This is a genomic window from Curtobacterium sp. ISL-83 (genome assembly GCF_018613895.1).
GTDB lineage: Bacteria > Actinomycetota > Actinomycetes > Actinomycetales > Microbacteriaceae > Curtobacterium.
Map to the genome: position 1 here is coordinate 291579 of NZ_JAGGPH010000013.1, position 25899 is coordinate 317477.

At 71.3% G+C, this 25899-nt stretch carries 25 protein-coding genes and 2 tRNA genes; 9 read left to right on the forward strand and 18 right to left on the reverse strand.

The features are described 5' to 3' along the window. Positions 1–127 precede the first annotated feature (127 nt). Both J7E22_RS14045 and J7E22_RS14050 read right to left on the reverse strand, forming a co-directional pair. Complete coding sequence (locus tag J7E22_RS14045; RefSeq protein ID WP_214982430.1) at positions 128–1141, reverse strand: glycosyl hydrolase family 18 protein; 1014 nt, start codon at positions 1139–1141, stop codon at positions 128–130. Between the two features lie 57 nt (positions 1142–1198). Next, complete coding sequence (locus tag J7E22_RS14050; protein ID WP_214982431.1) at positions 1199–1648, reverse strand: MarR family winged helix-turn-helix transcriptional regulator; 450 nt, start codon at positions 1646–1648, stop codon at positions 1199–1201. A 177-nt stretch (positions 1649–1825) separates the two neighbouring features. On the opposite strand from J7E22_RS14050, the gene J7E22_RS14055 reads away from it, so the two are divergent. Then, the gene (locus tag J7E22_RS14055) at positions 1826–3043 is read left to right on the forward strand and encodes an MFS transporter (RefSeq protein WP_214982432.1); all 1218 of its coding nucleotides are present in this window, start codon (positions 1826–1828) and stop codon (positions 3041–3043) included. A 626-nt stretch (positions 3044–3669) separates the two neighbouring features. Here J7E22_RS14055 and J7E22_RS14060 read toward each other — a convergent pair. The 3 genes from J7E22_RS14060 to J7E22_RS14070 form a co-directional block, all read right to left on the reverse strand. Beyond that, positions 3670–3758 (reverse strand) — tRNA-Ser (locus J7E22_RS14060). Between the two features lie 461 nt (positions 3759–4219). Beyond that, a complete protein-coding gene (locus J7E22_RS14065; RefSeq protein ID WP_214982433.1) occupies positions 4220–4915 on the reverse strand; it encodes a GntR family transcriptional regulator in 696 nt (231 codons plus the stop codon). A 149-nt stretch (positions 4916–5064) separates the two neighbouring features. Then, positions 5065–6474 carry an MFS transporter gene (locus J7E22_RS14070; RefSeq protein WP_214982434.1) on the reverse strand — a complete coding sequence of 470 codons (1410 nt, stop codon included), beginning with the start codon at positions 6472–6474 and terminating at the stop codon, positions 5065–5067. A gap of 250 nt (positions 6475–6724) precedes the next feature. On the opposite strand from J7E22_RS14070, the gene J7E22_RS14075 reads away from it, so the two are divergent. Both J7E22_RS14075 and J7E22_RS14080 read left to right on the forward strand, forming a co-directional pair. Continuing rightward, a complete protein-coding gene (locus J7E22_RS14075) occupies positions 6725–8110 on the forward strand; it encodes a magnesium chelatase (RefSeq protein ID WP_214982435.1) in 1386 nt (461 codons plus the stop codon). Then, on the forward strand, positions 8103–10112 hold the full coding sequence (locus J7E22_RS14080; protein ID WP_214982436.1) for a VWA domain-containing protein: 2010 nt from the start codon (positions 8103–8105) through the stop codon (positions 10110–10112). Before J7E22_RS14075 ends, J7E22_RS14080 begins: the two co-directional genes overlap by 8 nt. 128 nt (positions 10113–10240) lie before the next feature. Here the strand turns inward: J7E22_RS14080 and J7E22_RS14085 are convergent, their stop codons facing one another. Genes J7E22_RS14085 through J7E22_RS14095 form a run of 3 tightly spaced genes read right to left on the reverse strand, consistent with a single transcriptional unit; the run spans position 10241 to position 12371 of the window. Next, complete coding sequence (locus J7E22_RS14085) at positions 10241–11008, reverse strand: SCO1664 family protein (protein ID WP_214982437.1); 768 nt, start codon at positions 11006–11008, stop codon at positions 10241–10243. Between the two features lie 13 nt (positions 11009–11021). Continuing rightward, on the reverse strand, positions 11022–11606 hold the full coding sequence (locus J7E22_RS14090; RefSeq protein ID WP_214982438.1) for a DUF3090 domain-containing protein: 585 nt from the start codon (positions 11604–11606) through the stop codon (positions 11022–11024). Positions 11607–11639: 33 nt separating this feature from the next. Then, positions 11640–12371: a histidine phosphatase family protein gene (locus tag J7E22_RS14095; RefSeq protein ID WP_214982439.1), complete on the reverse strand. Its 732-nt coding sequence runs from the start codon at positions 12369–12371 to the stop codon at positions 11640–11642. A 57-nt stretch (positions 12372–12428) separates the two neighbouring features. On the opposite strand from J7E22_RS14095, the gene J7E22_RS14100 reads away from it, so the two are divergent. Both J7E22_RS14100 and J7E22_RS14105 read left to right on the forward strand, forming a co-directional pair. Then, entirely contained in the window at positions 12429–13658 is a 1230-nt protein-coding gene (locus J7E22_RS14100) for an MFS transporter (RefSeq protein ID WP_214982440.1), read from the forward strand. Positions 13659–13672: 14 nt separating this feature from the next. Beyond that, on the forward strand, positions 13673–14101 hold the full coding sequence (locus tag J7E22_RS14105) for a BLUF domain-containing protein (protein ID WP_214982441.1): 429 nt from the start codon (positions 13673–13675) through the stop codon (positions 14099–14101). A 37-nt stretch (positions 14102–14138) separates the two neighbouring features. On the opposite strand, the gene J7E22_RS14110 is transcribed toward J7E22_RS14105, so the two are convergent. The 3 genes from J7E22_RS14110 to J7E22_RS14120 all read right to left on the reverse strand — a co-directional run bounded on the left by J7E22_RS14110 (position 14139) and on the right by J7E22_RS14120 (position 16252). After that, a complete protein-coding gene (locus J7E22_RS14110; protein ID WP_214982442.1) occupies positions 14139–14744 on the reverse strand; it encodes a GNAT family N-acetyltransferase in 606 nt (201 codons plus the stop codon). After that, positions 14734–15378 carry a TetR/AcrR family transcriptional regulator gene (locus tag J7E22_RS14115; protein WP_214982443.1) on the reverse strand — a complete coding sequence of 215 codons (645 nt, stop codon included), beginning with the start codon at positions 15376–15378 and terminating at the stop codon, positions 14734–14736. Before J7E22_RS14115 ends, J7E22_RS14110 begins: the two co-directional genes overlap by 11 nt. Before the next feature lie 412 nt (positions 15379–15790). Beyond that, positions 15791–16252: a helix-turn-helix domain-containing protein gene (locus tag J7E22_RS14120; RefSeq protein ID WP_251009119.1), complete on the reverse strand. Its 462-nt coding sequence runs from the start codon at positions 16250–16252 to the stop codon at positions 15791–15793. Between the two features lie 108 nt (positions 16253–16360). Here J7E22_RS14120 and J7E22_RS14125 point away from each other — a divergent pair, with 108 nt between their 5' ends. Together J7E22_RS14125 and J7E22_RS14130 are read left to right on the forward strand one after the other, a co-directional pair. Beyond that, on the forward strand, positions 16361–17065 hold the full coding sequence (locus tag J7E22_RS14125) for an SDR family oxidoreductase (RefSeq protein ID WP_214982444.1): 705 nt from the start codon (positions 16361–16363) through the stop codon (positions 17063–17065). A gap of 225 nt (positions 17066–17290) precedes the next feature. Then, positions 17291–18040 (forward strand): HpcH/HpaI aldolase/citrate lyase family protein, encoded by a 750-nt coding sequence (locus J7E22_RS14130; RefSeq protein ID WP_214982445.1) that lies wholly within the window; start codon positions 17291–17293, stop codon positions 18038–18040. Positions 18041–18131: 91 nt separating this feature from the next. Here J7E22_RS14130 and J7E22_RS14135 read toward each other — a convergent pair. Beyond that, a tRNA-Ser gene (locus J7E22_RS14135) sits at positions 18132–18219 on the reverse strand. A gap of 165 nt (positions 18220–18384) precedes the next feature. Between J7E22_RS14135 and J7E22_RS14140 the strand changes: the two genes are divergently transcribed. After that, positions 18385–19572, forward strand: a complete 1188-nt coding sequence (locus J7E22_RS14140; protein ID WP_251009186.1) for an ATP-binding protein — start codon at positions 18385–18387, stop codon at positions 19570–19572. Positions 19573–19618: 46 nt separating this feature from the next. Here the strand turns inward: J7E22_RS14140 and J7E22_RS14145 are convergent, their stop codons facing one another. Both J7E22_RS14145 and serS read right to left on the reverse strand, forming a co-directional pair. Then, positions 19619–20488, reverse strand: coding sequence for an HAD family hydrolase (locus J7E22_RS14145; protein ID WP_214982447.1), 870 nt, complete (start codon positions 20486–20488; stop codon positions 19619–19621). Continuing rightward, entirely contained in the window at positions 20485–21747 is a 1263-nt protein-coding gene (gene serS / locus J7E22_RS14150; RefSeq protein ID WP_214982448.1) for a serine--tRNA ligase, read from the reverse strand. The genes J7E22_RS14145 and serS overlap by 4 nt, the downstream gene beginning before the upstream one ends. Positions 21748–21943: 196 nt before the next feature. Here serS and J7E22_RS14155 point away from each other — a divergent pair, with 196 nt between their 5' ends. Beyond that, entirely contained in the window at positions 21944–23014 is a 1071-nt protein-coding gene (locus J7E22_RS14155; RefSeq protein ID WP_214982449.1) for a diacylglycerol kinase family protein, read from the forward strand. A gap of 69 nt (positions 23015–23083) precedes the next feature. Here J7E22_RS14155 and pheA read toward each other — a convergent pair whose 3' ends face one another. The 4 genes from pheA to J7E22_RS14175 form a co-directional block, all read right to left on the reverse strand. After that, entirely contained in the window at positions 23084–24040 is a 957-nt protein-coding gene (gene pheA, locus J7E22_RS14160; RefSeq protein WP_214982450.1) for a prephenate dehydratase, read from the reverse strand. Positions 24041–24083: 43 nt separating this feature from the next. After that, the gene (locus J7E22_RS14165) at positions 24084–24629 is read right to left on the reverse strand and encodes a MarR family winged helix-turn-helix transcriptional regulator (RefSeq protein WP_214982451.1); all 546 of its coding nucleotides are present in this window, start codon (positions 24627–24629) and stop codon (positions 24084–24086) included. Between the two features lie 28 nt (positions 24630–24657). After that, the gene (locus tag J7E22_RS14170) at positions 24658–25113 is read right to left on the reverse strand and encodes a hypothetical protein (protein WP_214982452.1); all 456 of its coding nucleotides are present in this window, start codon (positions 25111–25113) and stop codon (positions 24658–24660) included. After that, on the reverse strand, positions 25110–25899 hold a 790-nt coding region (locus J7E22_RS14175; protein ID WP_214982453.1), incomplete at its 5' end, for a molybdopterin-dependent oxidoreductase. The genes J7E22_RS14170 and J7E22_RS14175, both read right to left, overlap by 4 nt.

The following is a 25899-nucleotide window of genomic DNA, read 5'->3' on the forward strand; positions in this document are numbered from 1 at the left end:
GCGTCTCACCGAAACGGGGGCGCCACCTCGCAACACCCCGGGCTACGGGCGGCGTCTCGCGTCGACGGGCGCGTCTCGTATCGACGGGGGCGTCGCGCACGGAGGGCCGCCGGCGGCGAAGGGGTGGTCAGGCCGGCAAGGGCATCAGGTTGAGCGACCAGAGCGCGACGCCGTGCAGCCCGAGCGTCCGCGCGAGTGCCACGCGCTCCCGGTAGGAGCGGGCGTCGGACCAGTGCAGCTCGCGCCCGTCGGCCAACTTCGCCCACCACTCACCCGAGGGGGCAGACCACCTCGCGGCGGCACCGGCCGCTTTCTGCGCCGCGGTCGGAGTGAGTTGCGCATCGCCGTGACCGCCCCACACGTAGCCGTACCCCGCGATCCCCAGGTCGATCCGGCTCGCGGGGAGACCCTGGCCCTCGGCGGCGGCGATGACGCGCTTCGTCCAGGGCAGCGACCCGATCGTTCCCGGGTCGCTCCACGGGCCGTGCTCGTCGTAGGTCATCAGCACGAACCGGTCCACGTTCGCGGTGAGCGCGCGGAGGTCGTACCCGGTGTCCCGGTAGCCGGCGGCGTCCGTGGAGGCCATCACCGCCATCGACACCGGCGCACGCTTGCCGAGGCGGTCGTGCACGGCGGTCCGGACCTCGGCCGCGAAGGCGACGAGCCCCGCCCGGTCGTCCTCGCGGAGTGATTCCAGGTCGATCTGCACGCCCGACGTGTGCTGCGTCGCTGCGAGCGCTGCGAGGTCCGTCGCCACGCGCTTCCGGTGGGCAGCGCTGCCGAGCAGCGCGGTCCCGATCTCGGGCGAGAAGTCGCCGAGCACATCGGAGTAGTTGCTGACGAGCAGCTCCGGGGTCGCTCCCCCGGTCGACGCACGGCGGGCGAGCGCACTGACCCCGGACGGCACGGGGTTGAGCGATGCGCCGTCCTCGGCGATGGTCACACCATCGATCCCGATGGTCGTCGAACGGTGGGCAGCATCGGTGACCCGGGCCGTCGCGTCGCCGCCGGGTTCGACGTAGGCCTCCACCGCGAGCCGCGCGGGTCGGGCCTCCGCAGGCGACGATCCGGAGGCGCATCCACTGAGGACTGCGGCGATCGCGAGCGTGGCGGTCACGAGGGAGAGGACCGGACGCACCATGCGGTCACGGTACCGTGCGGCGGAGGCGGGTCGCGCCTCCAGTCCGGGTGGTGCGCGTCAGACGCGCGCTTCCTCGAGTCGTTCGACGGCGACGGCGAGGTCTTCGAGTTCCGGGACAGCCCGTGCTTCGGCGAGGGCGGCTTCGAGCGCGCGGGCGTGCACCGGGGTCGCCCGGTCGAGCAGCGCCTGACCGGCGTGCGTGAGCTCCGTGTAGAGGCCGCGTCGGTCGTCCGCGCAGAGCACCCGGGTCAGGAGCGCCCGTTCCTCGAGCCGGTTGACGAGACGGGTCGTCGCGCTCGGGCTGAGCGCCGCCGCCCGCGCGAGTTGCTGCATGCGCATGTGGAAGCCGTCCTGTCGGCGGAGGGCATCGAGCACCGTGTACTCCACGACGGACAGGTCGACCGCACGGAGCGCGCGCTCGAGCTGCGTCTCGATCAGGCCGTGCAGTGCGGCGAGCGTCCGCCACCCGTGGGCGCGGACGGCGACGGACGTGTCGTCGACGGACATGCTTCCTCCATTCGGTGCGCAGGCGTACCCGAGAGGCGTTGGTTGCTTGCGCGGATATCCCGCGTGTGCAACTATCGATACCCGGCGTGTGCAACTACCAGCGTACGTCGCCCACCACATCTCGGACAACCGCGCAGACAGCCCGGTCAGACCGACGACCACGCAGAAGGGACCACCATGCCAGCGGGACTCATCGCCCTCGCACTCGGGGGGTTCGGGATCGGGCTCACGGAGTTCGTCATCACCGGACTCCTCCCCGAGATCGCAGCCGACTACGGCGTGACCGAGACGACCGCGGGCTGGCTCGTCACCGGGTACGCACTCGCCGTCATCGTCGGCGCGCTCGGACTCACCGCCGCCACGACACGACTCCCCCGGAAGCCGGTGCTCGTCGGCCTCCTGGTCCTGTTCGTGATCGGGAACACGTTGTCGGCCATCGCGCCCGAGTACGGCGTCATGATGCTGGGTCGAGTGATCGCCGCGTTGTGCCACGGGGCATTCTTCGGCATCGGGTCTGTCGTGGCGTCGAACATGGTCGAGCGGTCGAAGCGCGCGTCTGCCGTTGCGCTCATGTTCACCGGGCTCACCGCCTCCAACGTGCTGGGCGTGCCGTTCGGTACGTTCCTCGGGCAGGCGCTCGGGTGGCGCTCCACCTTCTGGGCGATCGTGGTGATCGGGATCATCGCGCTCGTGGGCGTCCTCGTCCTGGTGCCCGCTGTCGACGGCCCGGGAAGCGCCGACTGTGCACCGGTCGAGCAGCCGTCGCTGCGTCGGGAGCTGACCGCGTTCCGTTCCGGGCAGGTGTGGTTGTCGCTCGGCGTGACGGTGCTCGGGTACGGCGGCATGTTCGGCGCCTTCACGTACATCGCGTACACCCTGACCTCGGTGTCGGGGTTCGACGCCAGCGCCGTGCCGTGGTTGCTCGTGGTCTTCGGCGTCGGACTCTTCGTCGGGAACTTCGTGGGCGGCAAGGCAGCCTCCCGTTCGATCGACGGCACCCTGCTCGTGGTGCTCTCGGTGCTCACGGTGGTGCTCGGCGCGTTCGCCCTCGTGGCCACCTCTCCCGTGCTGACCGTGATCGCGCTCGTCCTCATGGGCGCGTTCGGATTCGGGACCGTGCCGGCACTGCAGACCCGTGTGATGCAGTACGCCGATCACGCGCCGACCCTGGCCAGTGGCGCGAACATCGCCGCGTTCAACCTCGGCAATGCCCTCGGGGCGTGGATCGGTGGGCTGACGATCGCCGCCGGGCTGGGCTACACGTCACCGATCTGGGCCGGCGCGGGCATCACGCTCGCCGCGGTCGTGTTGACGCTCGTGGCCGCTCGTGGTGCCCGGCGCGCTCGATCGGTGCGCGGCGGAGCAGGGACGACTGGCGGCATCGCGGCGGTGTGACGTGGCGAGGTGGGACGGGGGCGTCGTCGGCGCGTGACGGCGTCTCGCCCACACGCCGCCGTCGGCGCCCACACGCCCCGAAGATGCCGAGACGCCGCCGAACACTGCGGCGTCTCGACGACAACGAGGCGTCCCGAGTAGACGGGGGCGTTCTCGGCACGTCACGGCGTCTCACCCAGACGCCGCCGTCGGCACCCACACGCCGCGAACACGCCGAGACGCCGCCGAACAGCGCGGCGTCTCGACGACAATGAGGCGTCCGGCGCAGACGGGGGCGTTCTCGGCAGGTCACGGCGTCTCGCCGACACGCCGCCGTCGGCACCCACACGCCGCGAAGACGCCGAGACGCCGCCGTCGGCACCCACACGCCGCGAAGACGCCGAGACGCCGCCGAACACTGCGGCGTCTCGACGACAACGAGGCGTCCCGAGCAGACGGGGGCGTTCTCGGCAGGTCACGGCGTCTCGACGCACACGCGGCGTCCCGACCGGACGGGGGCGTCCTGACCAGACGGGGGCGTGCTGGACAGGCGGGACACCTCGAGCAGCCGCCCCGACCGCCCGCCCGGCAACCAACCCCCGGAACGACGAAACCCCGGTCCATCAGGACCGGGGTTTCGACCAGTGCGGAGACGGAGGGATTTGAACCCTCGGTCCCCTAAAGGGGACTCCACCTTAGCAGGGTGGTGCACTCGGCCGGACTATGCGACGTCTCCAAGCACTCTCGCGAGCGCTGCGACCACCATACAGGAGGACGGCCCCGCTCTCGACCTGCGCCGCCCGCCCGACACACTTCGCCGACCACTATCCGGTCCGCACAAGTGGGGACACTTGGGGGTTGTCGACGCGTACCCCGATCCGTAGCATCATCGGGACGCGGCGATCACATTCCGGGGCTCATCCCCCGTCAGTCGCGACACAGCACCCGACGTCGTTCCCCGGCTGGCGGGCTCGGCGCGCCCGATCGTGCGGCGCCCGCCCCGGGGAACGGCCCGTGCGAAATCGGCCCGACGACCGCGACGCAGCGCGACCGGAGCGTGCCCGACCACCGCGACGCAGCGCGACCGGAGCGTGCCCGACCACCGCGACGCAGCGCGACCGGAGGGGGCCCGACCTCCGCGACGCAGCGCGACCGGAGGGGGCCCGACCTCCGCGACGCGACCCGCCGCGGACCAGCTCAGGCCGAGGCCGCGACCCGGAACCGATCCGGCAGCGTGATGAGCGCCGTCGCCAACTCGCTCAACGCCGCCGCACACCCGTCGAGCTCGTCACGCTCCGCCGCAGCGCACGCCCGTGCCACCATCGCCGTTCGCCCGCGGCGGTCCACCACCGCATCGATGCCGTTCGCGATCGCGACGTCGTCCGTGAAGAACATGTCGAGCACCGCACGCTGCGCCACCAACCAGTCCGCACTGATGACCGCACCACGCCGCCGCAGGTACCAGGCCCCGAGTTCCACGAAGGCACCGGCCTCGGTCGCGCAGTCCTGCAGCCAGAACCCCTCGAACCGGTCAGCGGACGGAGAGCCGGTGGACGGCGGGTCGTCGAGCATGCGCTTCGCGATCCGCAGTCGCTCGGTCATCTGCTCCACCGACCACTGCGAGACGACGACCCCGACGTACCGCTGGACCGACACGAGCTTGAGCGTCTCGAGCGGCACCAGGGCTTCACGGACCGGTGTGCGCGAGACCCCCATGTCCTCGGCCAGGCCGTCGAGCCGGAGCCGCTGACCGCGACGGTAGTCCCCGCGCAGGACGTTCTCGAGCAGACGGAGGAACACGGCGTCACGAAGCAGACTGCGCCGGACGACGAGGGGCTCGATGCGGCTCGCGCGGCCGCCGCCGGGCCGGTTCGGGGTCGCAGTGCGTTGCATGGCGACAGACTCACGCACGAGCTGGTCCCGATCGGTCGGCGGCGGACCGCCCGTGGGTTTCTGGCGCGATCGACGCGCTGTGGAGGAGTGCCATGCCAGGACGATGACACCCCCGCCCGGTCGGCGCTAAACACTCCGAATACGAAATACTACTTCGCGACCGGGTCCTTCTGTCCGGTGATCACCGAGAGTGGTTGCGTCACGTCCTCCAACCCCTTCCGCGCCGCATCGACGCCGAAGATCAGCGCGACGACGCCACCCCCGATCATCACGGCGGAGCCGAGCAGGTACCCCCAGAACAGCGGTTCCCGCGAGGTCCCGTGCCCGATCAGCGCACCGTAGATGAGCGGCGCGATCGCACCGAAGATCTGCGCCAGCGCGAAGAAGTACGAGATCGCCTGCGACCGGAGCTCGAGCGGGAAGATCTCGCTCACCGTCAGGTACGCGCTCGACGCCCCGGCGGATGCGAAGAAGAACGACACGCACCAGAAGACGACCTGCACCGTGGCGTTGATCGCGTCGGCGCGGAACAGGAACGCCGAGGTCGCGAGCACCAGCCCCGACACCAGGTACGTCAGGAAGATCATCTGCCGTCGGCCCCACGTGTCGAAGAACCGACCGAGGATCAACGGGCCGAGCAGGTTGCCGATCGCGAACGGGAAGAAGTACACGGACGTCTGCGCGGTCTTCAGCCCGAAGAAGTTCGTGAGCACCAGCGCGTAGGTGAAGAAGATCGCGTTGTAGAGGAACGCCTGCGTGATCATCATCGTGGCACCCACGAGCGTGCGCGTGGGGTACTGCTTGATCAGCACGCCCGCGATCTCCCGGAAGCCGATCTTGTCGGTCGGCGTGATCGACATCGCCTTCGACGGATCGACCTCGGGCAGGCGCTTCCCGGTCGACTTCTCGACCTGCTGCTCGATGCGGGTGACCGTGGCGTCGGCCTCCTCCTCGCGTCCGTGCGTCATCAGCCATCGAGGACTCTCGGGGATGTGCCGTCGCAGGAAGATGATCGCGATGCCGAGCACCGGCCCGAGGAAGAACCCGATGCGCCACCCGATGTTCTCCGCGAAGTGCGCGGTGTCGAGCAGGTAGATGTTCGCGAAGGCGCCGATCGCGGCACCGCCCCAGTAGGTGCCGTTGATGGCGATGTCCACGTGCCCGCGGTACTTCGCGGGGATGAGCTCGTCGATCGCCGAGTTGATCGCCGCGTACTCGCCGCCGATGCCGAGACCCGCGACGAACCGGAACGCGGCCAGGAACCAGAAGTCCTGCGCGAGACCGGCGATGCCGGAACCGACCAGGTAGATGGCGAGCGTCAGGATGAAGAGCTTCCGGCGACCGAGCCGGTCGGACATCCGCCCGAAGACCAGGGCGCCGATGACCTGGCCGAACAGGTAGATGCTGCCGAGCGAGGCCACGTCCTGGTTGCTCAGCCCGAGGTCTGCCTTGAAGCCGGCGTTGGACACGATCTGGATCTCGAGACCGTCGAGCACCCAGGACACCCCGAGGCCGACGACGACGCTCCAGTGGAATCGTGTCCACGGTAATCGGTCCATCCTCGCCGGGACGAGGCTCTTCACGGTTCCGCTGGCGCTCGACATCACGCATCGCTCCTCACTCGGCCAGCCCCGCTGCCGGCCCCACGCGCAGAACGTACGCCCGCGTCACCCGACCGGTTCCCGGAATGCGCTCATCGCCCTGCTCCGGGTCCACGACCCGGCCTGGAGGCGCGTGGCGGCGCCGCCCCGCGCCTCCCGTCCGCAGCATGGTCGGCCACCGTCACCGGTGAGGCGTACCGTTGCGCCCGTGACCCGCCCTTCGATCCGAACGGTCGGTGAGCTCCGCGCCTCCGGCCACGTCCAGAAGTCGATCCGTACCGAGATCCGGGACAACCTGCTCGGTGCCCTCCGCGAGGGCCGTGACCCGTGGCCCGGCCTGCACGGCTTCGCCACCACCGTGATCCCGCAGCTGGAGCGCGCACTGATCGCCGGTCACGACGTCGTCCTGCTCGGCGAGCGCGGCCAGGGCAAGACGCGCATCCTCCGCACGCTGCAGGGCCTGCTCGACGAGTGGACGCCGGTGATCGAGGGGTCCGAACTCGGCGAGCACCCGTACGAGCCCATCACGAGTGCCAGCATCCGACGGGCCGAAGAGCTCGGGGATGCCCTGCCCATCGCGTGGCGCCACCGCGACGACCGGTACGTCGAGAAGCTCGCCACCCCGGACACGAGCGTCGCCGACCTGATCGGCGACGTCGACCCGATGAAGGTCGCGGAAGGACGGAGCCTCGGTGACCCCGAGACGATCCACTTCGGCCTGGTCCCCCGCGGGCACCGCGGCATCGTCGCGATCAACGAGCTCCCCGACCTGGCCGAGCGCATCCAGGTGGCGATGCTGAACGTGATGGAGGAGCGCGACGTCCAGATCCGCGGGTACGTCCTCCGGCTCCCGCTCGACGTCCTGATCGTGGCGAGCGCGAACCCCGAGGACTACACGAACCGTGGCCGGATCATCACGCCGCTGAAGGACCGCTTCGGCGCCGAGATCCGCACCCACTACCCCATCGAGCTCGACGACGAGATCGCCGTCATCCGACAGGAGGCCCATCTCACCGCCGACGTGCCGGATGCGCTCATCGAGATCCTCGCGCGGTTCACGCGGGCCCTCCGCGCCTCGAGCGCCGTCGACCAGCGGAGCGGCGTCAGCGCACGCTTCGCGATCGCCGGCGCCGAGACGGTGTCGGCCGCGGCCGTGCACCGAGCAGCCCGCCAGGGCGAGACCGACGCGGTCGCGCGGCCGATCGACCTCGAGACCGCGGTCGACGTGCTCGGCGGCAAGATCGAGTTCGAGAACGGGGAGGAAGACCGCGCCGACGAGGTCCTCGAGCACCTGCTCCGGACAGCCACGGCGGAGACCGTCCGCTCCCGGTTCCGCGGCCTCGACTTCGGTGTGCTCGTGGAGGCGCTCGACGGCGGCACGATGGTGACGACGGGCGAGCAGGTGAGCGCCCGTGCCTTCCTCGAGGGCCTGCCGTCCATCGGCGAGTCCGACCTGTACGACCAGGTGTGCGAGCGGCTCGGCGCGACGAACGACGGCGAGCGCGCGGGCGCGATCGAACTCGCGCTCGAGGGCCTGTTCCTGGCTCGGCGCATCAGCAAGGAGTCGGGTGGCGGTGAGGCCGTCTATGGCTAGGCAGAACCGGCGGCTGGCGCGGGACGCCCGCTACGGGCGCTACACCGACGGCCCGGACCCGCTCGCTCCCCCGGTCGACCTGTCCGAGGCGCTCGACGCCATCGGCGAGGACGTCATGGGCGGTACCTCCCCCGAGCGTGCGCTCCGCGAGTTCCTCCGCCGCGGTGGCCAGACGCAGCGTGGCCTCGACGACCTGATGCGTCGGGTCGCCGAACGACGGCGCGAGCTGACGAGCCGGAACAACCTCGACGGCACCCTGCAGCAGGTCAAGGAGCTCCTCGACGAAGCCGTCCTCGCCGAACGCGGTCAACTCGCGCGGGACACCGAGCTCGACGACGGCGACCGCGCCCTGGCGGAGATGCAGCTCGACAGCCTCCCCCCGTCGCCGGCGGCGGCCGTGCAGGAGCTCGCCGGCTACGACTGGAAGAGCCCGACCGCGCGAGCGAAGTACGACGAGATCAAGGACCTGCTCGGGCGCGAGGTACTCGACCAGCGCTTCGCGGGCATGAAGCAGGCGCTCGAGGGCGCGACCGACGAAGACCGCCAGCAGGTCGCGGACATGATGCGGGACCTGAACGCCCTGCTCGACGCCCACCGACGCGGCGAGGACACCCCCGAACAGTTCGACGCGTTCATGCAGCAGCACGGGCAGTACTTCCCGTCGAACCCCGCGAACGTCGAGGAACTGCTCGACGACCTGGCCGCCCGTGCCGCGGCGGCCCAGCGGATGCGGAACTCGATGACCCAGGAGCAGCGGGACGAGCTGGACGCGCTCGCGCAGCAGGCGTTCGGGTCCCCGGACCTGATGGGCCAGCTCGGTCAGCTCGACGCGAACCTCCGTGCGATGCGTCCCGGCGAGGACTGGGGCGGCTCCGAGCGGATGGAGGGCGAGCAGGGGCTCGGCCTCGGGGACGGCACCGGCGTGTTCCAGGACATCGCCGACCTCGACTCGCTGGCGGAACAGCTCGCCCAGACCGGACCCGGCTCCGACCTCGACGACCTCGATCTCGACGCACTCGCCCGGCAGCTCGGCGACGAGGCGGCCGTGGACGCGAAGACCCTGCAGCAGCTCGAGAAGGCGCTGCGGAGCTCCGGCACGGTGCGACGCGGGTCGGACGGCCAGCTCCGGTTGACCCCGCGCGCCATGCGGCAGCTCGGCAAGAGCCTGCTGCGGGACGTCGCCGAGCGGATGTCCGGCAGGCAGGGCGCACGCGACCTCCGTCGTGCGGGGGCCGCCGGTGACCTGTCGGGATCGACCCGACCGTGGGAGTACGGCGACACCGAGCCGTGGGACGTCACGCGGTCGATCACGAACGCCCTGACGCGCAGGGCTGCGTCCGGACGGAGCGGCCCCGGCGTGCGGCTCACGATCGAGGACGTCGAGGTCCAGGAGACCGAGGACCGGACGCAGGCGTGCGTCGCGCTGCTCGTCGACACGTCGTTCTCGATGGCGATGGAGGACCGCTGGGTCCCGATGAAGCGCACGGCCCTCGCCCTGCACACCCTGGTGTCGACCCGGTTCCGCGGGGATGACCTGCAGCTCATCGCCTTCGGCCGGGAAGCCGAGGTCATGGACATCGAGCAGCTCGTCGGCCTGGATGCAATGTGGGACAAGGGCACGAACCTGCACCACGCGCTGCTGCTGGCGAACCGGCACTTCCGGAAGCACCCGAACGCACAGCCGGTGCTGCTCATCGTGACCGACGGCGAACCGACGTCCCACCTCGAGGCGAACGGGCAGGTGTGGTTCAACTACCCGCCGGATCCGATCACGATCGCGCTCTCGGTCCGGGAACTCGAGAACGCCGGTCGACTCGGTGCCCAGACGACCTTCTTCCGATTGGGCGACGACCCCGGGCTCGCCCGGTTCGTGGACGCGATGGCGAAGCGCGTGGACGGCACGGTGGTCGCGCCGGAGAACGACGACCTCGGTGTCGCCGTCGTGGGCTCGTACCTCGGCTCGCGTCGGGGGACCCTGTTCCGCGACGACTGGACGACCTAGCCGGACCCGAGCGAACAGCCGTGCTGGCTGCCTGACCGCCCGGCCCTCCGACCGCTCGGACCTCCGACCGCTCGGCCCGACCCACGGACCACGCTCGCCGGTGCGGCGGGCGTGGGACGCGCCTCCCGTCAGAAGAGCGGCCAGGGGACGGCCGGGCCGTTCCCCGGCGGCGGCGGGAAGATGCCGACGGCGCGCAGCGCGGTGCACCGCGCCCGCAGCGTGGCGATCTCGTCGACGGTGAGGTGCTCGTCGAGGGCGGCACCCAGCTCGCCGTCGAGCGCCTCGGTGACCCGGTCGATCCCCTCGAGTTCGTCGGGCGTCAGCGGTTCACCGATCCAGCCCCACAAGACGGTGCGGAGCTTGTGCTCGACGTGGAACGTCAGACCGTGGTCGACCCCGTACCGGTGCCCGTCGGGCATCGCCAGCACGTGCCCGCCCTTGCGGTCCGCGTTGTTCACCACCACGTCGAAGACGGCCATCCGGCGGAGCGCTTCGGTGTCCTCGTGGACGAGCGTCACGGGCCGGTCCCGCTCGTCGATCGCGTCGAGGACCGGGAGCATCCCGTCCGCACGCCCCTCGTCGCCGGACGCGGTGTCGTCGTCGTCCGCGGGCACCACGTCGACGGCGTCCTGGTCCGGGTCGACGTCCTGCCACCGTTGGAGCATGCCCGGTCCGAACGGGCCGTCGCCCAGCCAGGTCGGCGGCACGACGTTCCAGCCGAAGGCCTCGGACACCAGGTAGGCAGCGACCTCGCGGCCGGCCAGGGTGCCGTCCGGGAAGTCCCACAGCGGGCGCTCCCCCTCGACCGGCTTGTAGACGACGCTCTCACCGTCCAGGTCCGCCAGGAAGGTCGCGTTGGACGCCTCGCGGATCCGCGCCGTGATGCTGAGGTTCATCGGCACCCGTGCGTCAGTCGAACTCGGGCGGCTGGTCGCAGTCGTGCCCGTCCGGGTCGATCGCGCGACCGCAGTTCGGGCACGTCGGTCGGCCGGCTCCGACGATCTCGCGGGTGCGCTCCACGAACGCGCGCGCGGTGCCGACGGGGATCTTGACCTGGAAGAGCTCCGCGGGTTCGGGGATCTCGACGACGGCTTCGAGCTCGCCGTCGTCGCCGGTCTCCTCCGCGATGATCTCGAGGTCGTCCTCGATGGGGTAGGCCTCGATGACCACCTGCGCGGTGGCGGGGTCGAACCCCAGGCTCAGGGCGCCGGCGCGGAACTCGGGCTCGACCGGCTGGTCGAGCGGGTCGCCGTCGCGCAGTTCCTTCGGCACGGTCGGCGGGACGCTGAACCGGTTGTCGTCGACGGTCGCGACCTCGTCCAGGAGCTCGTCGATCTTGTCCGCCAGGACCGCCGTCTGTTCCTTCTCGAGCGCGACGCTCGTGACGCGCTTGCCGTCACGAGCTTGGATGTAGAAGGCGCGATCGCCCGGACGGCCGATGGTGCCGACGACGAGGCGATCCGGCCAGTCGAAGCCGTGGACGATGCTGGGCATACCGGCAGTCTAGGAGCGGGCGGCTCCGACCGCTCAGGGCCGGTCCTCAGCCGGGCCGCCGGACTGCGTCTCCGGGACGATGTGCCCGGCACCGCCGCCGACCACTGCGTCCGCCGAGGGGGCCGACGCGGCTGCCAACCACGAGAGGTCCCCGGACTCGGTGTTCGTGGCGACGACCTCGGGACGGTGTTCGCCGTACCGGACGATCGACACCGAGGCCGGGCCCACTCCGATGCGCTGGAACAGGTCGAGGTGCATGCCGAGGGCGTCCGCGAGCACGGACTTGATGACGTCCCCGTGGCTCACCGCGACCCACACTGCCGTCGGTCCGTGCGCGGCTTCGATCTCGGCGTCGATGCGGCGGATCGCGGCGACCGCGCGGGACTGCATGCCATGCATCGACTCGCCGCCGGGGAACACGACCGCACTCGGGTTGGCCTGCACGGTGCGCCAGAGGGGTTCCTTCGACAGGTCGGCGAGCTTCCGCCCCTGCCATTCGCCGTAGTCGCACTCGGTGATGGCGCGCTCGATGCTCATGGCGGGGTCGCCCGTCTGGCGCTCGGTGATCGCGCGGGAGGTCTGCCGGCACCGCTCGAGCGGGCTGGAGACGACCGCGACGAGCGGCACCGCGGCGATGCGCTCGGCGGTCCGGGCGGCTTGGTCGCGCCCGACCTGGTCGAGAGCGACCCCGGCGGTGCGCCCGGCGAGGACACCGGTCGCGTTCGCGGTGGTGCGCCCGTGCCGGACGAGGAGGACGGTCGCCATGCGCTCGATCCTAGGCGCACCCTTGACGGGATCGCGTTGAAACGTTCTGATGGGGACATGTTCCGGCGCCACCGAGCGGCTCTGTTCGCGACCTCGACCATCACCGGGTTCGGGATCGCGTCCTGGATCACCCGCACGCCGGCGGTCCGGTCGGAGCTCGGCGCGTCCATCGAGGTGATGGGCATCGTGCTGCTCGGACTCTCCGTCGGGTCGATGCTCGGCATCCTCGGTGCCGGAGCCCTCGTCCGACGCATCGGAACGCGACCGCTGGTCGTCCTGGGCGGCGTGCTCCCGGTCGTCGGGATGCTCCTCGTCGCCCTCCTCGCGCCCGCGCAACTGGGTGCGGGGGTCTGGGCCGGACTCTTCCTGATCGGCTTCGGGGCGGGAGCGGCCGAGATCGGGTTGAACGTCGAGGCCGCGGCCGTCGAACGAGCGATCTCGCGCCCGGTGGTGCCCGTCCTGCACGCCTGCTTCAGCCTCGGCAGCGTCGTGGGCGGCGCGGCGGGCATCGCGATGACCGGTCTCGGGGTGCCGGTGATGGTGCACCTGCTCGTCGCGGCCGGCGTCATGGCAGCGCTGGCGTCCGCCGCCGCCGTCATGCTGCGGCCGTTGCACCGCGCCGGAGCCGGGGCCGCGGCCGGGGCCGGGGCCCCGGTGACGCCTCCCGAACGCGAGGAGCGCCGTGCACCGCGCGCGCGATCGGTGCTCACCGTGCAGGTGCTGCTCATCGCCCTGATCACGCTCGCGATGGCCTTCGCCGAGGGCGCGGCGAGCGACTGGCTCCCGCTGCTCATGACGACCGGACACGACGCTCCGGAGGTCACCGGCTCCCTGGTGTTCACCGGCTTCGCCCTGGCGATGCTCGTCGGGCGGTCGATCGGCACGCCGTTCGTCGCCCGGTTCGGTCGCGCTCCGGTGATCCGCGTGTGCGCGGCGGTCGGGCTGGTCGGCGTGCTGCTCGTCGTGGTCGCGCCGACGCCGACGCTCACCGCGGTGGCGGCCGGGGTGTGGGGCCTCGGCATCGCGCTCGGGTTCCCCCTGGCGATCTCGGCGGCCGGCGACCACCCCACGGACGGGGACCGACGGGTCTCCACCGTGGCGACCGCCGGGTACATCGCGTTCCTGGCCGGTCCCCCGTTGCTCGGGTTCCTCGGCGAGCACCTCGGACTGCAGCTGGCGATGCTCGTACCCGCAGCCCTGCTCGTCCTCGCGTTCCTCGCGGCTCCCGCGACGCGTGCACCGGCCGCCGCGTCGGAGGGACAGCAGTTCGCCCCCGCGACGTCGTGAGGCAGGATGGTCTCGTGCTCGTCTCCATCGTCTACATGAGTCGCGCGACGCAGCCGTTCGACGCCGACGACCTCGCGGAACTCCTGCGCGGGTCGCGACTGCGGAACGAGGCGCTCGGCGTCTCCGGTCTGCTGCTCGTCAAGGGCGACCGGTTCATGCAGCTCCTCGAGGGACCGGCGTTCAGCGTCGACGACCGCTTCGCCGCGATCTCCCGCGACCCCCGGCACGGCGAGGTGAAGTCGCTCATCCGCGAGGACATCGAGCGCCGGCGGTTCGACGCCTGGTCGATGGCCTACCGCACGCTGGACGACGCCGATGTCGAGCAGGAGCCCGGGTTCAGCCCGTTCCTGGGTCCTGACGTCGCCTTCCCGCCGTCGTTCGACGGCACGAGTGCGGGCTGGCTCCTGAAGTGGTTCCGGGACCGCGAGCTGCACGAGCGCTGACGCCTGCCGGCACCTGCTCGGACCCGGAGCAGAGGGGTCACGAGCGTGCCAGCGTCACCCACTCCTCGTCGCGTTCGTACCCGAGCGCGGCACTCGCGCCGATGCTCGCGGCGTTCTCCGAGGACCCACCGGTGCGGAAGCGCCGCGCGCCCTCGTCCGCCAATGCCAGCACGGACGCCGCCTTGACCGCACTCCCGACCCCTCGGCCGCGCCACGCGGCAGCGACGACGGTGAAGTCGGTCTCGACGTCGTCTCCGCTCCGGTCCACGAAGGTCATCCCGATGAGCGTTCCGTCCGGCGTCCACGCGCCGAACGCTCGGCGGCCCGGGTGCAGGGAAGCAGTGTCCACGGTGAGTGCGGAGTGTCGCGTGGCGATGCTGCCCGGGTAGTCGCCGACCGTCGCTGCGTCGAGCGCCAGGACAGCCCGCAGGTCCCCTGACTCCAGTTCGCGGACCACCAACGCGGGACCCACCCGTGCCACCATCGCCCCGAGGCGCGCCCGGTCGATCCGATCGGCGTCGAGCTGCGCAGCCCACGACCGCGCGATGACGCGCCAGCCGGCTGCCGTCAGGGCTCGGACGTCCTGGTGCTCAGCGGGGAGCACCCGCAGCCGGTCCCCGAGGTCGTCGCGCTCAGCTGCCATCGGGGGCAGTCCGTTCGTCGAAGGTGCTCGCCACCACGGCGAACAGTCGTGCTCGGTGCGCGGGATCGGCGATCGCCGTCAACAGGACGTGCCACATCGTGGTGAGGGCGGCGTACAGGTCCTGCCGTCCGGTGCGGACGTCCGACACGAGCTGCACGCCCGTGAAGTACGGCACGACCGTCGCTCCGAGCTGCTCGGCGGTCAGGTCGGTGCGGAGCTCACCACTCGCGAGTGCGAGGCGGAAGACGTCGACGATGCCCGCGATCCACCGGTCGTACGACGCCGAGGTCGTCCCCGCGAACTCCCCGTGCTCGAGCGACAGCCGGATGCCGGCACGGACGACGGGGTCGGTGAGCAGCAGGTCGCCGAAGTGCCCGGTCGCGGCGATCAGTGCGGCGGTCGGGGAGCTGTCGGCGAGGTTGACGACGCGGAAGGTCCGGACGTTCTGCTCGTCGATGACGCCGAGCGCGATGGCGACCTTGGTGCGGAAGTGGAAGTGCAGGGACCCCTGCGAGATCCCCGCTCCGCGAGCGATCGCCGCGATCGTGGCGGAGGCGAACCCCACCCGCTCGAACTCGCGGGCTGCTGCAGCGAGGATCGCGTCACGCCGCCCGAGTTGCTGATCGATGCTCACCAGACCATTGTGGTCGACCCGCGCGTGCATGACCGAATCGCGCGTACCCGGTCGAATCGCGCGTACCCGGCCTTCCCGCGCGTACCCGGTGCTTCTGGATGGCCCACTACGCGCGGAACCACTCAGCATCGCAAGCGGTATGGGCGACAACGCGCCGACCGAACCGAATCGCGCGTAGCCAGTCGAATCGCGCGTGCCTCGTCGGACCGCGCGTACCCGGTGCTCCTGGATGGCCCACTACGCGCGGAACCACTCAGCATCGCGAGCGGTATGGGTAAAAACGTGCGTACTCGGTTCGGGTGCGCGTACCGCGTCGTACCGCGCGTCCCCGACGCACCCACCCGTCGGACGGGAGGCACGGTGCGGGCCCGCAGCGCGCCTCCCGTCCGTCAGGCCCGCACGGCGGCGCCCGTCAGCCCAGCGACGCGACCCCCCGCCGGGCGACCAACCGCTCGCGCGGGACGACCCGGTCGGTCCCGGCCACGACCGCCGCGGCCTCGACGAGTTCGCCGCTCTCACCGTCCACGATCAGCAGGTCGGACAGCCGCTCCGACGGACGGTGCCGATCGGCCCATCCCCCGAGCGCGAGCAGGACGAGCGACAGGTCGCGGCCGGCCTCGGTCAGGACGTACTCCTCGCGGGCTCGACCCCCGTCGGGCTTGTAGGTCGTGCGCTCGAGGACCCCTCCGTCGACCAGGGACGTCAGGCGCGCGGTCAGCACCTCACGTGGGATGCCGAGGCTGTCCCGGAACTGGCTGAAGCGGGTCGATCCGGCGAGCGCGTCCCGCACGATCATCAGCGTCCACTTCTCGCCGAGGACGTCGAGGGACCGCGCGATGGGGCAGCGGTCGTCGCCGCCGAGGATGCCGAGCATGCTCGCAGCCTAGCTGAGTTCGGAATCCAGACACAACGTGCTAGGTTCGCTTTCCGTACCCAACACGCGATCAACCCTCGATCGACACTCGACCAACAGGAGCACCCCATGACCGACCTCACCGGATCCACCGTCCTCGTCACCGGAGCGAACGGCGGCCTCGGCGCCGCGTTCGTGCAGCAGGCCCTCGACCGCGGTGCGGCGAAGGTCTACGCGACCGCCCGCACCCCGCGCACCTGGGACGACGACCGGATCGTGCCCCTCGCGCTCGACGTGACCGACCAGGCGAGCGTCGACGCCGCGGTCGCAGCGGCCGCGGACGCGACGATCGTCGTGAACAACGCGGGCATCGGCGGGGCCGGACCGGTCCTCGAGACCAGCATCGAGGACATCGAGCGCGTCTTCGCGACGAACGTGTTCGGTGCACTGCGAGTGGCGAAGGGCTTCGCCCCGGTGCTCGGCGGCAACGGGGGCGGCGCGCTCGTCGACGTGCACTCCGTCCTGAGCTGGATCGCGCTCGGCGGCGGCTACTCGGCGTCGAAGGCGGCGTTCTGGTCACTCACGAACTCCCTCCGCCTGGAGCTCGCGCCGCAAGGCACGCAGGTCGTCGGCGCGCACCTCGGCTACACGGACACCGGGATGACCGCCGACCTGGACGTCGACAAGGCCGACCCGGCGGACATCGTGCGCGCGATCTGGGACGCGGTCGAAGCGGGCGAACACGAGGTGCTGGCCGACGAGATCAGCCGCAACGTCCGTGCCGGCCTGAGCGCCCCGCTCGAGGCGCTCTACCCGTCGCTCGCCTCCGCCTGACCGGTCGCGTCGAGCGCGCGAGCAGATCGACGGACGGGAGGCGCGGTGCCAGCTGGCACCGCAGCCCACGCTGGCAGGTTCCGGGCAGACGCGCCAGCGGCTGGTCGGCCGTGCCTGGTGGGGCGGGCCTCCCGTCCGTCGCCGGCCGGCCGGCGGCGTGCTGTGTCAGCTGACCGCTGTGTTCCCGATCCCTGGTCGCCGAACCGCTGTGTCAGGCTGGCCGGCATGACATCGCCCTCCGCTGCCGACCGGTCTCACGCCCCCGCACTGAGTCCGGGCTCGAACGGCATCTGGTGCTCCACGACCGACCCTGTCGTGCTCGCAGCGCTCGGCCGATCGTCAGCGGACTGGATCGCCCTGGACGCGCAGCACGGCCCCCACACCCGCGCCACCCTGGCCGAAGCGGGACGAGAACTCGCCCGTGCCGGGCGGCCGTTCGCCGTGCGGGTCGGCGCGGTCGACGCCGCGGCGATCGGGTACGCGCTCGACATCGGTGCGAGCACGGTCATCGTCCCGCAGGTCGAGACGGCGGCGCAGGCCGAACTCGTGGTGCGGGCCGCGCACTACCCGCCCCGGGGTGAGCGGAGCTGGGGCCCGCTCGCGCCGCTCTGGGGCGCTGCTCCCCCGGACCCCACGTCGGCCCGCCCGCAGGTCGCCGTGATGATCGAGACCGCGCGGGGACTCGACGCCGTCGAGGCGATCGCGTCCGTCCCCGGTGTCGACCTGCTGTTCGTCGGGCCGTTCGACCTGGCGCTCTCCCTCGGGCGCGATGTCGACGAGCTGCTCCGCGACGCCGATGGGCCGTTGGAGCGGATCCGTCACGCGGGCGTCGCTGCGGGCGTCATGCTCGGAGGCTTCGCCGGGACCGGGGAGCGTGCGGAGCACCTGCGGGCGCGCGGGTTCGACTGCGTGGCAGTGGCGACGGACCTCGGGGTCATCGCGGCGGGGGTCAACACGATCCTCGGCGGTGATTGAGGGCTCCGCGCCGCCGACCAGGTCGCTCCCCCGACACGCACCGCAGGCGAACTCCTCCTGCGCTGGAGCGTCCACGGCTTCGCGGGATCGTTGGCGGAGGGTGTGGGATTCGAACCCACGAGACATTGCTGCCCACCTGTTTTCAAGACAGGCTCCATCGGCCGCTCGGACAACCCTCCCGACCCGGCCACGCTCGAGACGCACCGGATCGACGGCAGTCTAGCGGGAGACCCTTGGGGCATCACGGTCCAGCTGACGCCCGCGCAGGACACCGATGAACATGTATATGTTCCTATAAGCCTTGCTCTTATACGAACTGATATAGCCTGATGCGTGTGGGAGCCATGGTCACGAACCCGTTCAAGCCCGGTGCTGGTCGCGTTCCTCCTGTCCTCGCGGGCCGAGACCCGCTCCTCGCGAGCATCGACCAGACCCTCGCCGAGACCCTCGCTTCCGCCGAGGGAGGACGACCCGTCGTCATCTCCGGACTGCGGGGGGTCGGAAAGACAGTCCTCCTGAACGAGATCGCCCGTCGGGCGACGGACTCCCGGCGCTGGTCGGTGGTCAAACTCGAAGCGACTCGCAACCGGAACCTGCAGCACGGCATGGTCAGACAGCTGCACGCAGCGCTTCGCGGAACGCTCTCGCTCGGTGCTGCCGTGACGGAGAAGTTCAAAGGTGCTCTGGGCGCGTTCCGCTCGTTCCAGGTGAGCGTCGATCCGAGCGGAACGTACAACTTCGGCTTCGCGGTGGAACCGACGCCGGGGGTCGCCGACAGCGGCGACCTCGAGCGTGATCTCGAGGATCTCCTCCGCGAGACCGGGCTCGCGTTCCGCGAGATCGGTCAGGGCCTCCTCATCGCCATCGACGAGCTGCAAGAGGCACCGAAGGACGATCTCAACGCGCTCAATCTCGCCTTGCACGCGCTCGGCCAGGAAGCTTGGCCGGTTCCGGTCTTCCTGGTCGGAACGGGGCTGCCGTCCCTCCCGTCCGTGCTCGCGGACGCGACCAGCTACGCCGAACGGCTCTACGACTACCGCCGACTGGATCTCCTGACCGACGAGGAGACCCGACTCGCGTTGACGGATCCCACTGAGCGAGCGGGGGTGCGCTGGACCGCGGACGCCCTGGAGCTCGCGGTCCAGGCGATCCAGGGCTACCCCTACTTCGCCCAGGCATGCGGCAAGCACGTGTGGGATGCGCGAGCAGTCGAGGACTCCATCGACGCCCAGTCCGCCGCAGCAGGAGTCCTCGCCGCCCGGGACGAGGTCGACCAGGGCCTCTACCAGTCACGGTGGGACCGGGCGACTCCGAAGCAGCGCGAACTGATGCAAGCGATGGCGAGCGACGATGGGAAGCCCTCGGCGATCCAGGACCTCGTCGCGCGGACCGGGAAGTCCCGGACGAGCGACCTCTCGGTCTCCCGGAACGAACTGATCAAGAACGGCCACATCTACGCCCCGGACCGCGGCTACCTCGCGTTCACCGTGCCCGGCATGGCCGACTTCATCCACCGGAACGTGCGCCCGTGAGCTGTGTCACACGCAGCGGCCGCGCCCTCCCGCGTCGCCGAAGTCGTCAGCGCGGCAGCGAATCCAGCGCCGCAGCCAACCCGTCCTCCGCGATGCTCCCGGTGACCTCGTTGCCCGCGTCGATCACGTCGTCGGGAGCCTGCCCCATCACGACACCCCGCCCCGAGGTCGACGCCCACCGCAGCATGTCGATGTCGTTGCGCCCGTCGCCCGCGGCGAACACCCGGGACCGCGGGATGTCGAGCCACTCACGCACCCGCTCCATCGCGGTCGCCTTCGTGACGCCCTCCGGAGCGATGTCGAGCCAGGCGGTCCAGCCGACCGTGTAGGAGACCTTGTGCAGCCCCATGTCCTCGACGATCTGCAGGAACTCCTCGAGGCCGTGCTCCGGCGAGATCACGACGACCCGGGTGGCCTCGACCTGCAGCAGGCGCTCGAACGGGACGTGCTCGCCGGTGGTCGTCATGGCGTCGTCCGGGAAGTTGCCGGAGAGCAGGAAGTGCCCGGTCTCGTCCTCCACCCCGAAGGCCGCGTTGGTGAGCGACCCGTGGATCGTGCCGAGGACCTCGGTCGGGTCGAACGTCTCGACGTGCACGCGCTCGTAGGAGCCGTCCGGCCGACGCCACAGGGTGAGCGCGCCGTTCGCGCAGACGAGGTACTTCGGCGCGATGCCGAGCCCGTCGAGCAGGGGCACGGTCATGCCCTCGCTCCGCCCGGTGGAGAGCATGACCTCGTGCCCGGCTGCCTCGGCAGCGCGGACGGCAGCCAGGACCGGCTCGGTGACGACGCCGTCCTCGCGCATGGTGGTGCCGTCGATGTCGAGCGCCACGAGCCACCGCTTCGTCCGGGCCGCCGGTGCGCCCTCGGCTCCGCCGTCGGACGTCGAGCCGTCGACGAACCGCTCCTGCGTGCTCATCGGGGCTCGATCACCTCGGCGCCGCCGAGGTACGGCCGCAGGACCTCGGGGATGACGACCGAGCCGTCGGCCTGCTGGTGCGTCTCGAGGATCGCGACGATCCAGCGGGTGGTGGCGAGGGTGCCGTTCAGTGTCGCGACGGGCGCGGTCTTGCCGCTCTCCGTGCGGTAGCGGATGTCGAGACGGCGAGCCTGGAACGTGGTGCAGTTCGACGTCGAGGTGAGTTCGCGGAAGGTGCCCTGCGTCGGGACCCAGGCCTCCACGTCGTACTTCTTCGCGGCGCTCGTGCCGAGGTCCCCCGCGGCGGTCTCGATCACGCGGTAGTGCAGCCCGAGGTCCTGCAGCATCTGCTCCTGGTACGACAGCAGCCGCTCGTGCTCCGCTTCGGCCTGGTCCGGGTGCACGTACGCGAACATCTCGAGCTTGTTGAACTGGTGCACGCGGAGGATCCCGCGGTTGTCCTTGCCCGCCGACCCGGCTTCGCGCCGGTAGCAGGTGGACCAGCCAGCGTAGCGGTACGCGTCGGCTCCGAAGTCGAGGATCTCGTCGGAGTGGTACCCGGCGAGCGCGACCTCGCTCGTGCCGGTCAGGTACAGGTCGTCCGCTTCGAGCCGGTAGACCTCGGCCGCGTGCTCGCCGAGGAAGCCGGTGCCGGCCATCGTCTCGGGGCGCACGAGCGTTGGGGTGATCATCGGCTCGAACCCGGCCGCGACGGCGCGGTCGAGGCCGAGCGACATCAGCGCGATCTCGAGCCGGGCGCCCATGCCACGCAGGAAGTAGAAGCGCGAGCCGGAGACCTTCACGCCGCGCGGGATGTCGATGATGCCGAGGTGCTCGCCGAGGTCGGCGTGGTCCTTCGGCTCGAAGTCGAACTCGGGCTTGGTGCCCACGGTGCGCAGGGTGACGAAGTCGTCCTCGCCGCCTTCCGGTACGCCGGGCAGGACCACGTTGGGGATCGCGCGGACGATGGTGTTGAAGGTCTCCTCGGCCGCGGTGACGGTGGCCTGGGCTTCCTTGACCTTCGCGGCGAGCGCCTGGGCCTGCTGCACGAGCGCGGCCTTCTCGTCCTTCGGGGCCTTCGCGACGGTCTTGCCGAACGCGTTCTGCTCGGCGCGGAGCGCCTCGAACGCGGTGATCGCGCTGCGCCGGGCCGCATCCGCGGCCACGGCCTCGTCGACGACGGCGACGGAGGCGCGTCGCGCCTCCTGCGAGGCCTTGATGACGTCCGGGTTGTCGCGCAGGAGCTGGGGGTCGATCACCGCGCCATCCTAGCCAACGCCGGTTGCGTGCCAGGCGCCGGACGGACGGGAGGCGCGGTGCGGGGCCGCCACGCGCCTCCCGTCCGACACGGCGGTGGCCGCTGACGCGTCGTCTCCGTCCCGGTGGCGAGGGTCCAGACCGACAGATGCGCGGACTCGCGCCCACTCGCAGCGCGAGATCGGTACCGTTGTGGGCATGTCGACCCCCTCGGAGACCGCGCCCACGCCGGAGGACGCCCTCGTGACCGAGCAGCGCACCGCCGCCGTGGTCTACAACCCCATCAAGGTGGACCTGCCCACGCTGCAGGCGACCGTCGCCGAGCACCAGCGTGCCGCCGGCTGGTCGGACACCCTCTGGTTCGCCACGACGGAGGAAGACCCGGGCGGGGGCATGACGCGCGAGGCCATCGCCGCCGGGGCCGACGTCGTCGCCGCGGCCGGTGGTGACGGGACGGTCCGTGCGGTCGCGGAGGTCGTCCACGAAGCCGGCGTCTCCCTCGCGCTCCTGCCGAGCGGCACAGGCAACCTGCTCGCCCGCAACATGAAGCTGCCGCTCGACGACCTCGGCGCGAGCGTGCGCACGATCTTCGCGGGGCAGGACCGGAAGATCGACTTCGGCACGCTGAAGATCGAGCGCCCGGACGGCGAGCGCGAGCGCTTCGGGTTCCTCGTGATGGCGGGCCTCGGGCTCGACGCACGGATGCTCGTCAACACGAAGCCCGAGCTGAAGAAGCGCGTCGGGTGGCTCGCCTACGTCGACTCGCTGTTCCGTTCGGTCCGCGACGCCGACGCGTTCGACTTCCGGTACCGCCTCGACGCCCAGGACAACCGCTCGCTGCGGGCGCACTCGCTCATCGTCGGCAACTGCGGGATGCTGCAGGCCGGCGCGATCCTGCTGCCCGACGCCGAGATCGACGACGGACTGTTCGACATCGTGGTGATGCGGCCGAAGGGCTTCTTCGGCTGGGCCCGCATCGGTGCTCGCGTCTTCTACGAGAACGGGATCCTGCGCTGGTTCCGCCGCTCAACCCTCGGCAAGACCGCGGTCGGCCAGAAGATCGTCTCCGCGACCCGCGAAGAGCGGCCGCTGCGGTACATGCGCGGGGAGGAGTTCACCGCTCGGCTCGAGCGGCCCGACGAGTTCGAGATCGACGGTGACCCGATCGGCCAGGTCCTGGCCTTCCGGTCGCGCATCGACCCGATGTCGCTGTCCGTCCGGGAGCCGCGGCCCGAGGACGACAAGCACGGAGCGCGCTCCGTCCCGTGATCGGGCACGGCGGCCGTCCCGTGATCGGGCGCGGCAGCCGCTGAGCCCGCTCGCCCGTGCGCGTGTGCGTCAGGCCGGCGCGGGCTCACCCGCGACGATCGCGCGCAGCCAGTCGCGTGCCTCGACGAAGGCCTCGTCCGAGTAGCGCGACGGCACCTCCGGCCGCACCCCGTCAGCCCGCGGGTACGAACCGAGGAACGTCACGCGCGGGCTGAACCGTCGCAGCCCGAGCAGCGCGTCGGCGACCCGCTCGTCGCGCACGTGCCCGTCCAGGTCGATGACGAACCGGTACCGTCCGAGCTCGTCACCGATCGGGCGCGAGGACAGCAGCCCCATGTTGATGCCGCGGGTGGCGAACTGCTCGAGCATGTCGACCAGGGCGCCCGGGTGCTCGCTCGGCAGCTCGACGATGACGCTCGTCTTGTCCGCGCCGGTGCGTTCCGGGATCGAGAGGGTCTTCGAGACGAGCACGAACCGCGTGACCGCCGAGGCGTTGTCGCCGATCGACGATGCCAGGACCTCGAGGTCGTGGTGGTCGGTGATGCCGGGCGGGGCGACGGCCGCGTCGGCGGCCGGGTGCTCGTCGAGCAGCGCGACGGCCGCGGCGACGTTCGACGACGCCGGGATGTGGCCGTGCCCGCGGACGTTGGCCTCGAGCCACCGGTGGGTCTGGGCGTAGGCGACCGGGTGCGCGTTCACGGTCCGGACGTCGGCGAGCTTCGTCCCGGGGCGGGCGACGAGCACGAAGTCGACGGGGACGAGGTACTCCCCCACGATCCGGACGCCGGGGATCCGGGCGAGGGCGTCCTGCGTGGCGCTGACCCCGCCGTCGACGCTGTTCTCGATCGCGATCACCGCACCGACCGACCGACCGCTCATGACGTCGTCGAGCGCCTCACCGACGTTGTTCACACTCCGCCAGGGCTTGCCGGCGGCGGCCTCGACGAGCTTCAGTGCCGCCTCGGTGAACGTGCCGGCCGGTCCGAGGTAGGAGTACGTGTCGGACGGCGCGACGGGCTGGTTCATGCCGCGAGCCTATTGCAGCGGGAACGCTGCCCACCGGTCCGGGTCAGTCGGTGGCGGTCCCCGTCAACCGTGCCTCGCAGATGGCGGTGTCGTCGTCGGCAGGTGGGTAGGTCAGCGCCGCGAACCGGCGTTCCGGGTCCAGCCGGGTGAGGAGCGCCGCAGTGATGTCATCGAGCTGCGCGACCTGCTCGTCGGTCAGCGCGTCGATGACCATGCGACGCGCGGTCCGGACGTGGTCGGGCGCGGCATCGACGATGGTGGCGTAGCCGGCGTCGGTGAGCCGCACGTCGGTCGCGCGCCGATCGTCGACCGACGGACACCGCGACACCAACCCGCGCTTCTCGAGCCGGGACACCACGTGGGACAGCCGCGGGAGCGAGGCGTTCGTCGCGGAGGCCAGTGCCGACATCCGCAGGGTGCGGGAGTCGGTCTCGGAGAGCATCGCGATGACCATGTAGTCGAAGTGCGTCAGGTCCGAGTCGCGCTGCAGCTGCTGGTCGAGCGCCGCGGGCAGCAGTTCCATGACGGCGACGAGCTTCATCCAGGCACGCAGCTGCTCGCGCGTGAGCCAGGGCGTCTCGTCGGTCATCTGCACACCCTACCGAATGGTTGTCTCTTTAACCAGTGTGCGCGAGCGCGGATGTCCGGGAACGGTCCCGGCGACCGAGCACGACCCCCGCGAGCAGGACGCCCACCACGACGATCGCGAGCACCCCCTCCACCGCGAGCAGACGGGTGCCGTAGTCGAACGGCAGCACCGTCGGGTTCTTCTGCCCGTGCGCCTTCGCGGCGATCTCCGGCAGCACGACGAGTGCGAGCACGCTCCCGAGCACGATCGCGGTCTGCACGACGACGAGCACCCACGTCCGCAGCGAGCGCCCGGCCCGGCGCAGGAGCAGTCCCGCTCCCACGACGAACGGCGACAGGATCGCGTCGTGCAGCACCACCGCGGCGAGCAGCCACGTCGCGAGACCGCCGAAGTGGGACGGTCGGACGGTCGTCACGAGGACGTACGCCCCGAACGCGATGACCAGGACACCGGCCACGACGAGGACGATGCGTGCGGCCCTCATGCGATCACCTCGATCTTCTCGATCCACTTGGTCTGCAGGACACCGGGGCGACCGGGCGCGATGATCCGCGCCGGGAAGCCGTGGTCCAGGTCGAGCGTCGCGCCGTTCAGCTCGAGCGCGACGAGGGTCGTCGGGTCCTGCGCGTACTCGGGCCCCATGTCCATCACGCGGTACCCACCGTGCTGCTCGAGGCTCGTCACCCGCACGTGCGAACCCGGCGCGGCCTGCACGGCCCGCAGCAGGTCCCGCATCCGGACGCCCTTCCACGTGGCCACCTGGCTCCAGCCCTCGACACAGGCGATCGGCAGGTCGGCCTCCGTCGTGCCCAGCGCGACGAGTTCGGCGCGCGAGAACGAGCGGGTCTCGGACCGGTTGATGACGGTGAGCGACCAGTCGGCTGCGGTCGCCGTCGCGAGGACACCGGCCGCGCGTGCGGTGCGGTTGACCGGCAGGCTGTTCGGCCCCCGGTGGCGGGCGCGCGCGCCGAAGACGTTGAACGGTTCGGCGAGCGACGACGACTGCCCAGCCGTCAGCGCGATCACCCCGACGGTCGCTGCGGTCACCCCCGCGAAGAACCCGCGACGTGCGATCCGCTCGCGGCCGCCCTGCCGGGAGGCATCGCGCACGTCCGGCACGTCGGCTGCGGCGTCCCCGAGAACCGGCTCGGGCGACACCGCTCGGGCCGCGTGCCCCGCGTCCTGTCGGTCAGGGCGAGACTCGGCCACACGCGCCGCCGCGGCGGCCGCGGCGGGCGCCGGCGCAGCCGAGCGCGGCGCGCCGTCGACC

Excerpts from the sequence above, each read along its gene's own strand:
- J7E22_RS14045 (WP_214982430.1), bottom strand. The coding sequence starts at position 1,141 with ATGGTGCGTCCGGTCCTCTCCCTCGTGACCGCCACGCTCGCGATCGCC.
- J7E22_RS14050 (WP_214982431.1), bottom strand. The coding sequence starts at position 1,648 with ATGTCCGTCGACGACACGTCCGTCGCCGTCCGCGCCCACGGGTGGCGG.
- J7E22_RS14055 (WP_214982432.1), top strand. The coding sequence starts at position 1,826 with ATGCCAGCGGGACTCATCGCCCTCGCACTCGGGGGGTTCGGGATCGGG.
- J7E22_RS14065 (WP_214982433.1), bottom strand. The coding sequence starts at position 4,915 with ATGCAACGCACTGCGACCCCGAACCGGCCCGGCGGCGGCCGCGCGAGC.
- J7E22_RS14070 (WP_214982434.1), bottom strand. The coding sequence starts at position 6,474 with ATGGACCGATTACCGTGGACACGATTCCACTGGAGCGTCGTCGTCGGC.
- J7E22_RS14080 (WP_214982436.1), top strand. The coding sequence starts at position 8,103 with ATGGCTAGGCAGAACCGGCGGCTGGCGCGGGACGCCCGCTACGGGCGC.
- J7E22_RS14085 (WP_214982437.1), bottom strand. The coding sequence starts at position 11,008 with ATGAACCTCAGCATCACGGCGCGGATCCGCGAGGCGTCCAACGCGACC.
- J7E22_RS14090 (WP_214982438.1), bottom strand. The coding sequence starts at position 11,606 with ATGCCCAGCATCGTCCACGGCTTCGACTGGCCGGATCGCCTCGTCGTC.
- J7E22_RS14095 (WP_214982439.1), bottom strand. The coding sequence starts at position 12,371 with ATGGCGACCGTCCTCCTCGTCCGGCACGGGCGCACCACCGCGAACGCG.
- J7E22_RS14100 (WP_214982440.1), top strand. The coding sequence starts at position 12,429 with ATGTTCCGGCGCCACCGAGCGGCTCTGTTCGCGACCTCGACCATCACC.
- J7E22_RS14110 (WP_214982442.1), bottom strand. The coding sequence starts at position 14,744 with ATGGCAGCTGAGCGCGACGACCTCGGGGACCGGCTGCGGGTGCTCCCC.
- J7E22_RS14120 (WP_251009119.1), bottom strand. The coding sequence starts at position 16,252 with ATGCTCGGCATCCTCGGCGGCGACGACCGCTGCCCCATCGCGCGGTCC.
- J7E22_RS14125 (WP_214982444.1), top strand. The coding sequence starts at position 16,361 with ATGACCGACCTCACCGGATCCACCGTCCTCGTCACCGGAGCGAACGGC.
- J7E22_RS14130 (WP_214982445.1), top strand. The coding sequence starts at position 17,291 with ATGACATCGCCCTCCGCTGCCGACCGGTCTCACGCCCCCGCACTGAGT.
- J7E22_RS14140 (WP_251009186.1), top strand. The coding sequence starts at position 18,385 with ATGGTCACGAACCCGTTCAAGCCCGGTGCTGGTCGCGTTCCTCCTGTC.
- J7E22_RS14145 (WP_214982447.1), bottom strand. The coding sequence starts at position 20,488 with ATGAGCACGCAGGAGCGGTTCGTCGACGGCTCGACGTCCGACGGCGGA.
- J7E22_RS14155 (WP_214982449.1), top strand. The coding sequence starts at position 21,944 with ATGTCGACCCCCTCGGAGACCGCGCCCACGCCGGAGGACGCCCTCGTG.
- pheA (WP_214982450.1), bottom strand. The coding sequence starts at position 24,040 with ATGAACCAGCCCGTCGCGCCGTCCGACACGTACTCCTACCTCGGACCG.
- J7E22_RS14165 (WP_214982451.1), bottom strand. The coding sequence starts at position 24,629 with ATGACCGACGAGACGCCCTGGCTCACGCGCGAGCAGCTGCGTGCCTGG.
- J7E22_RS14170 (WP_214982452.1), bottom strand. The coding sequence starts at position 25,113 with ATGAGGGCCGCACGCATCGTCCTCGTCGTGGCCGGTGTCCTGGTCATC.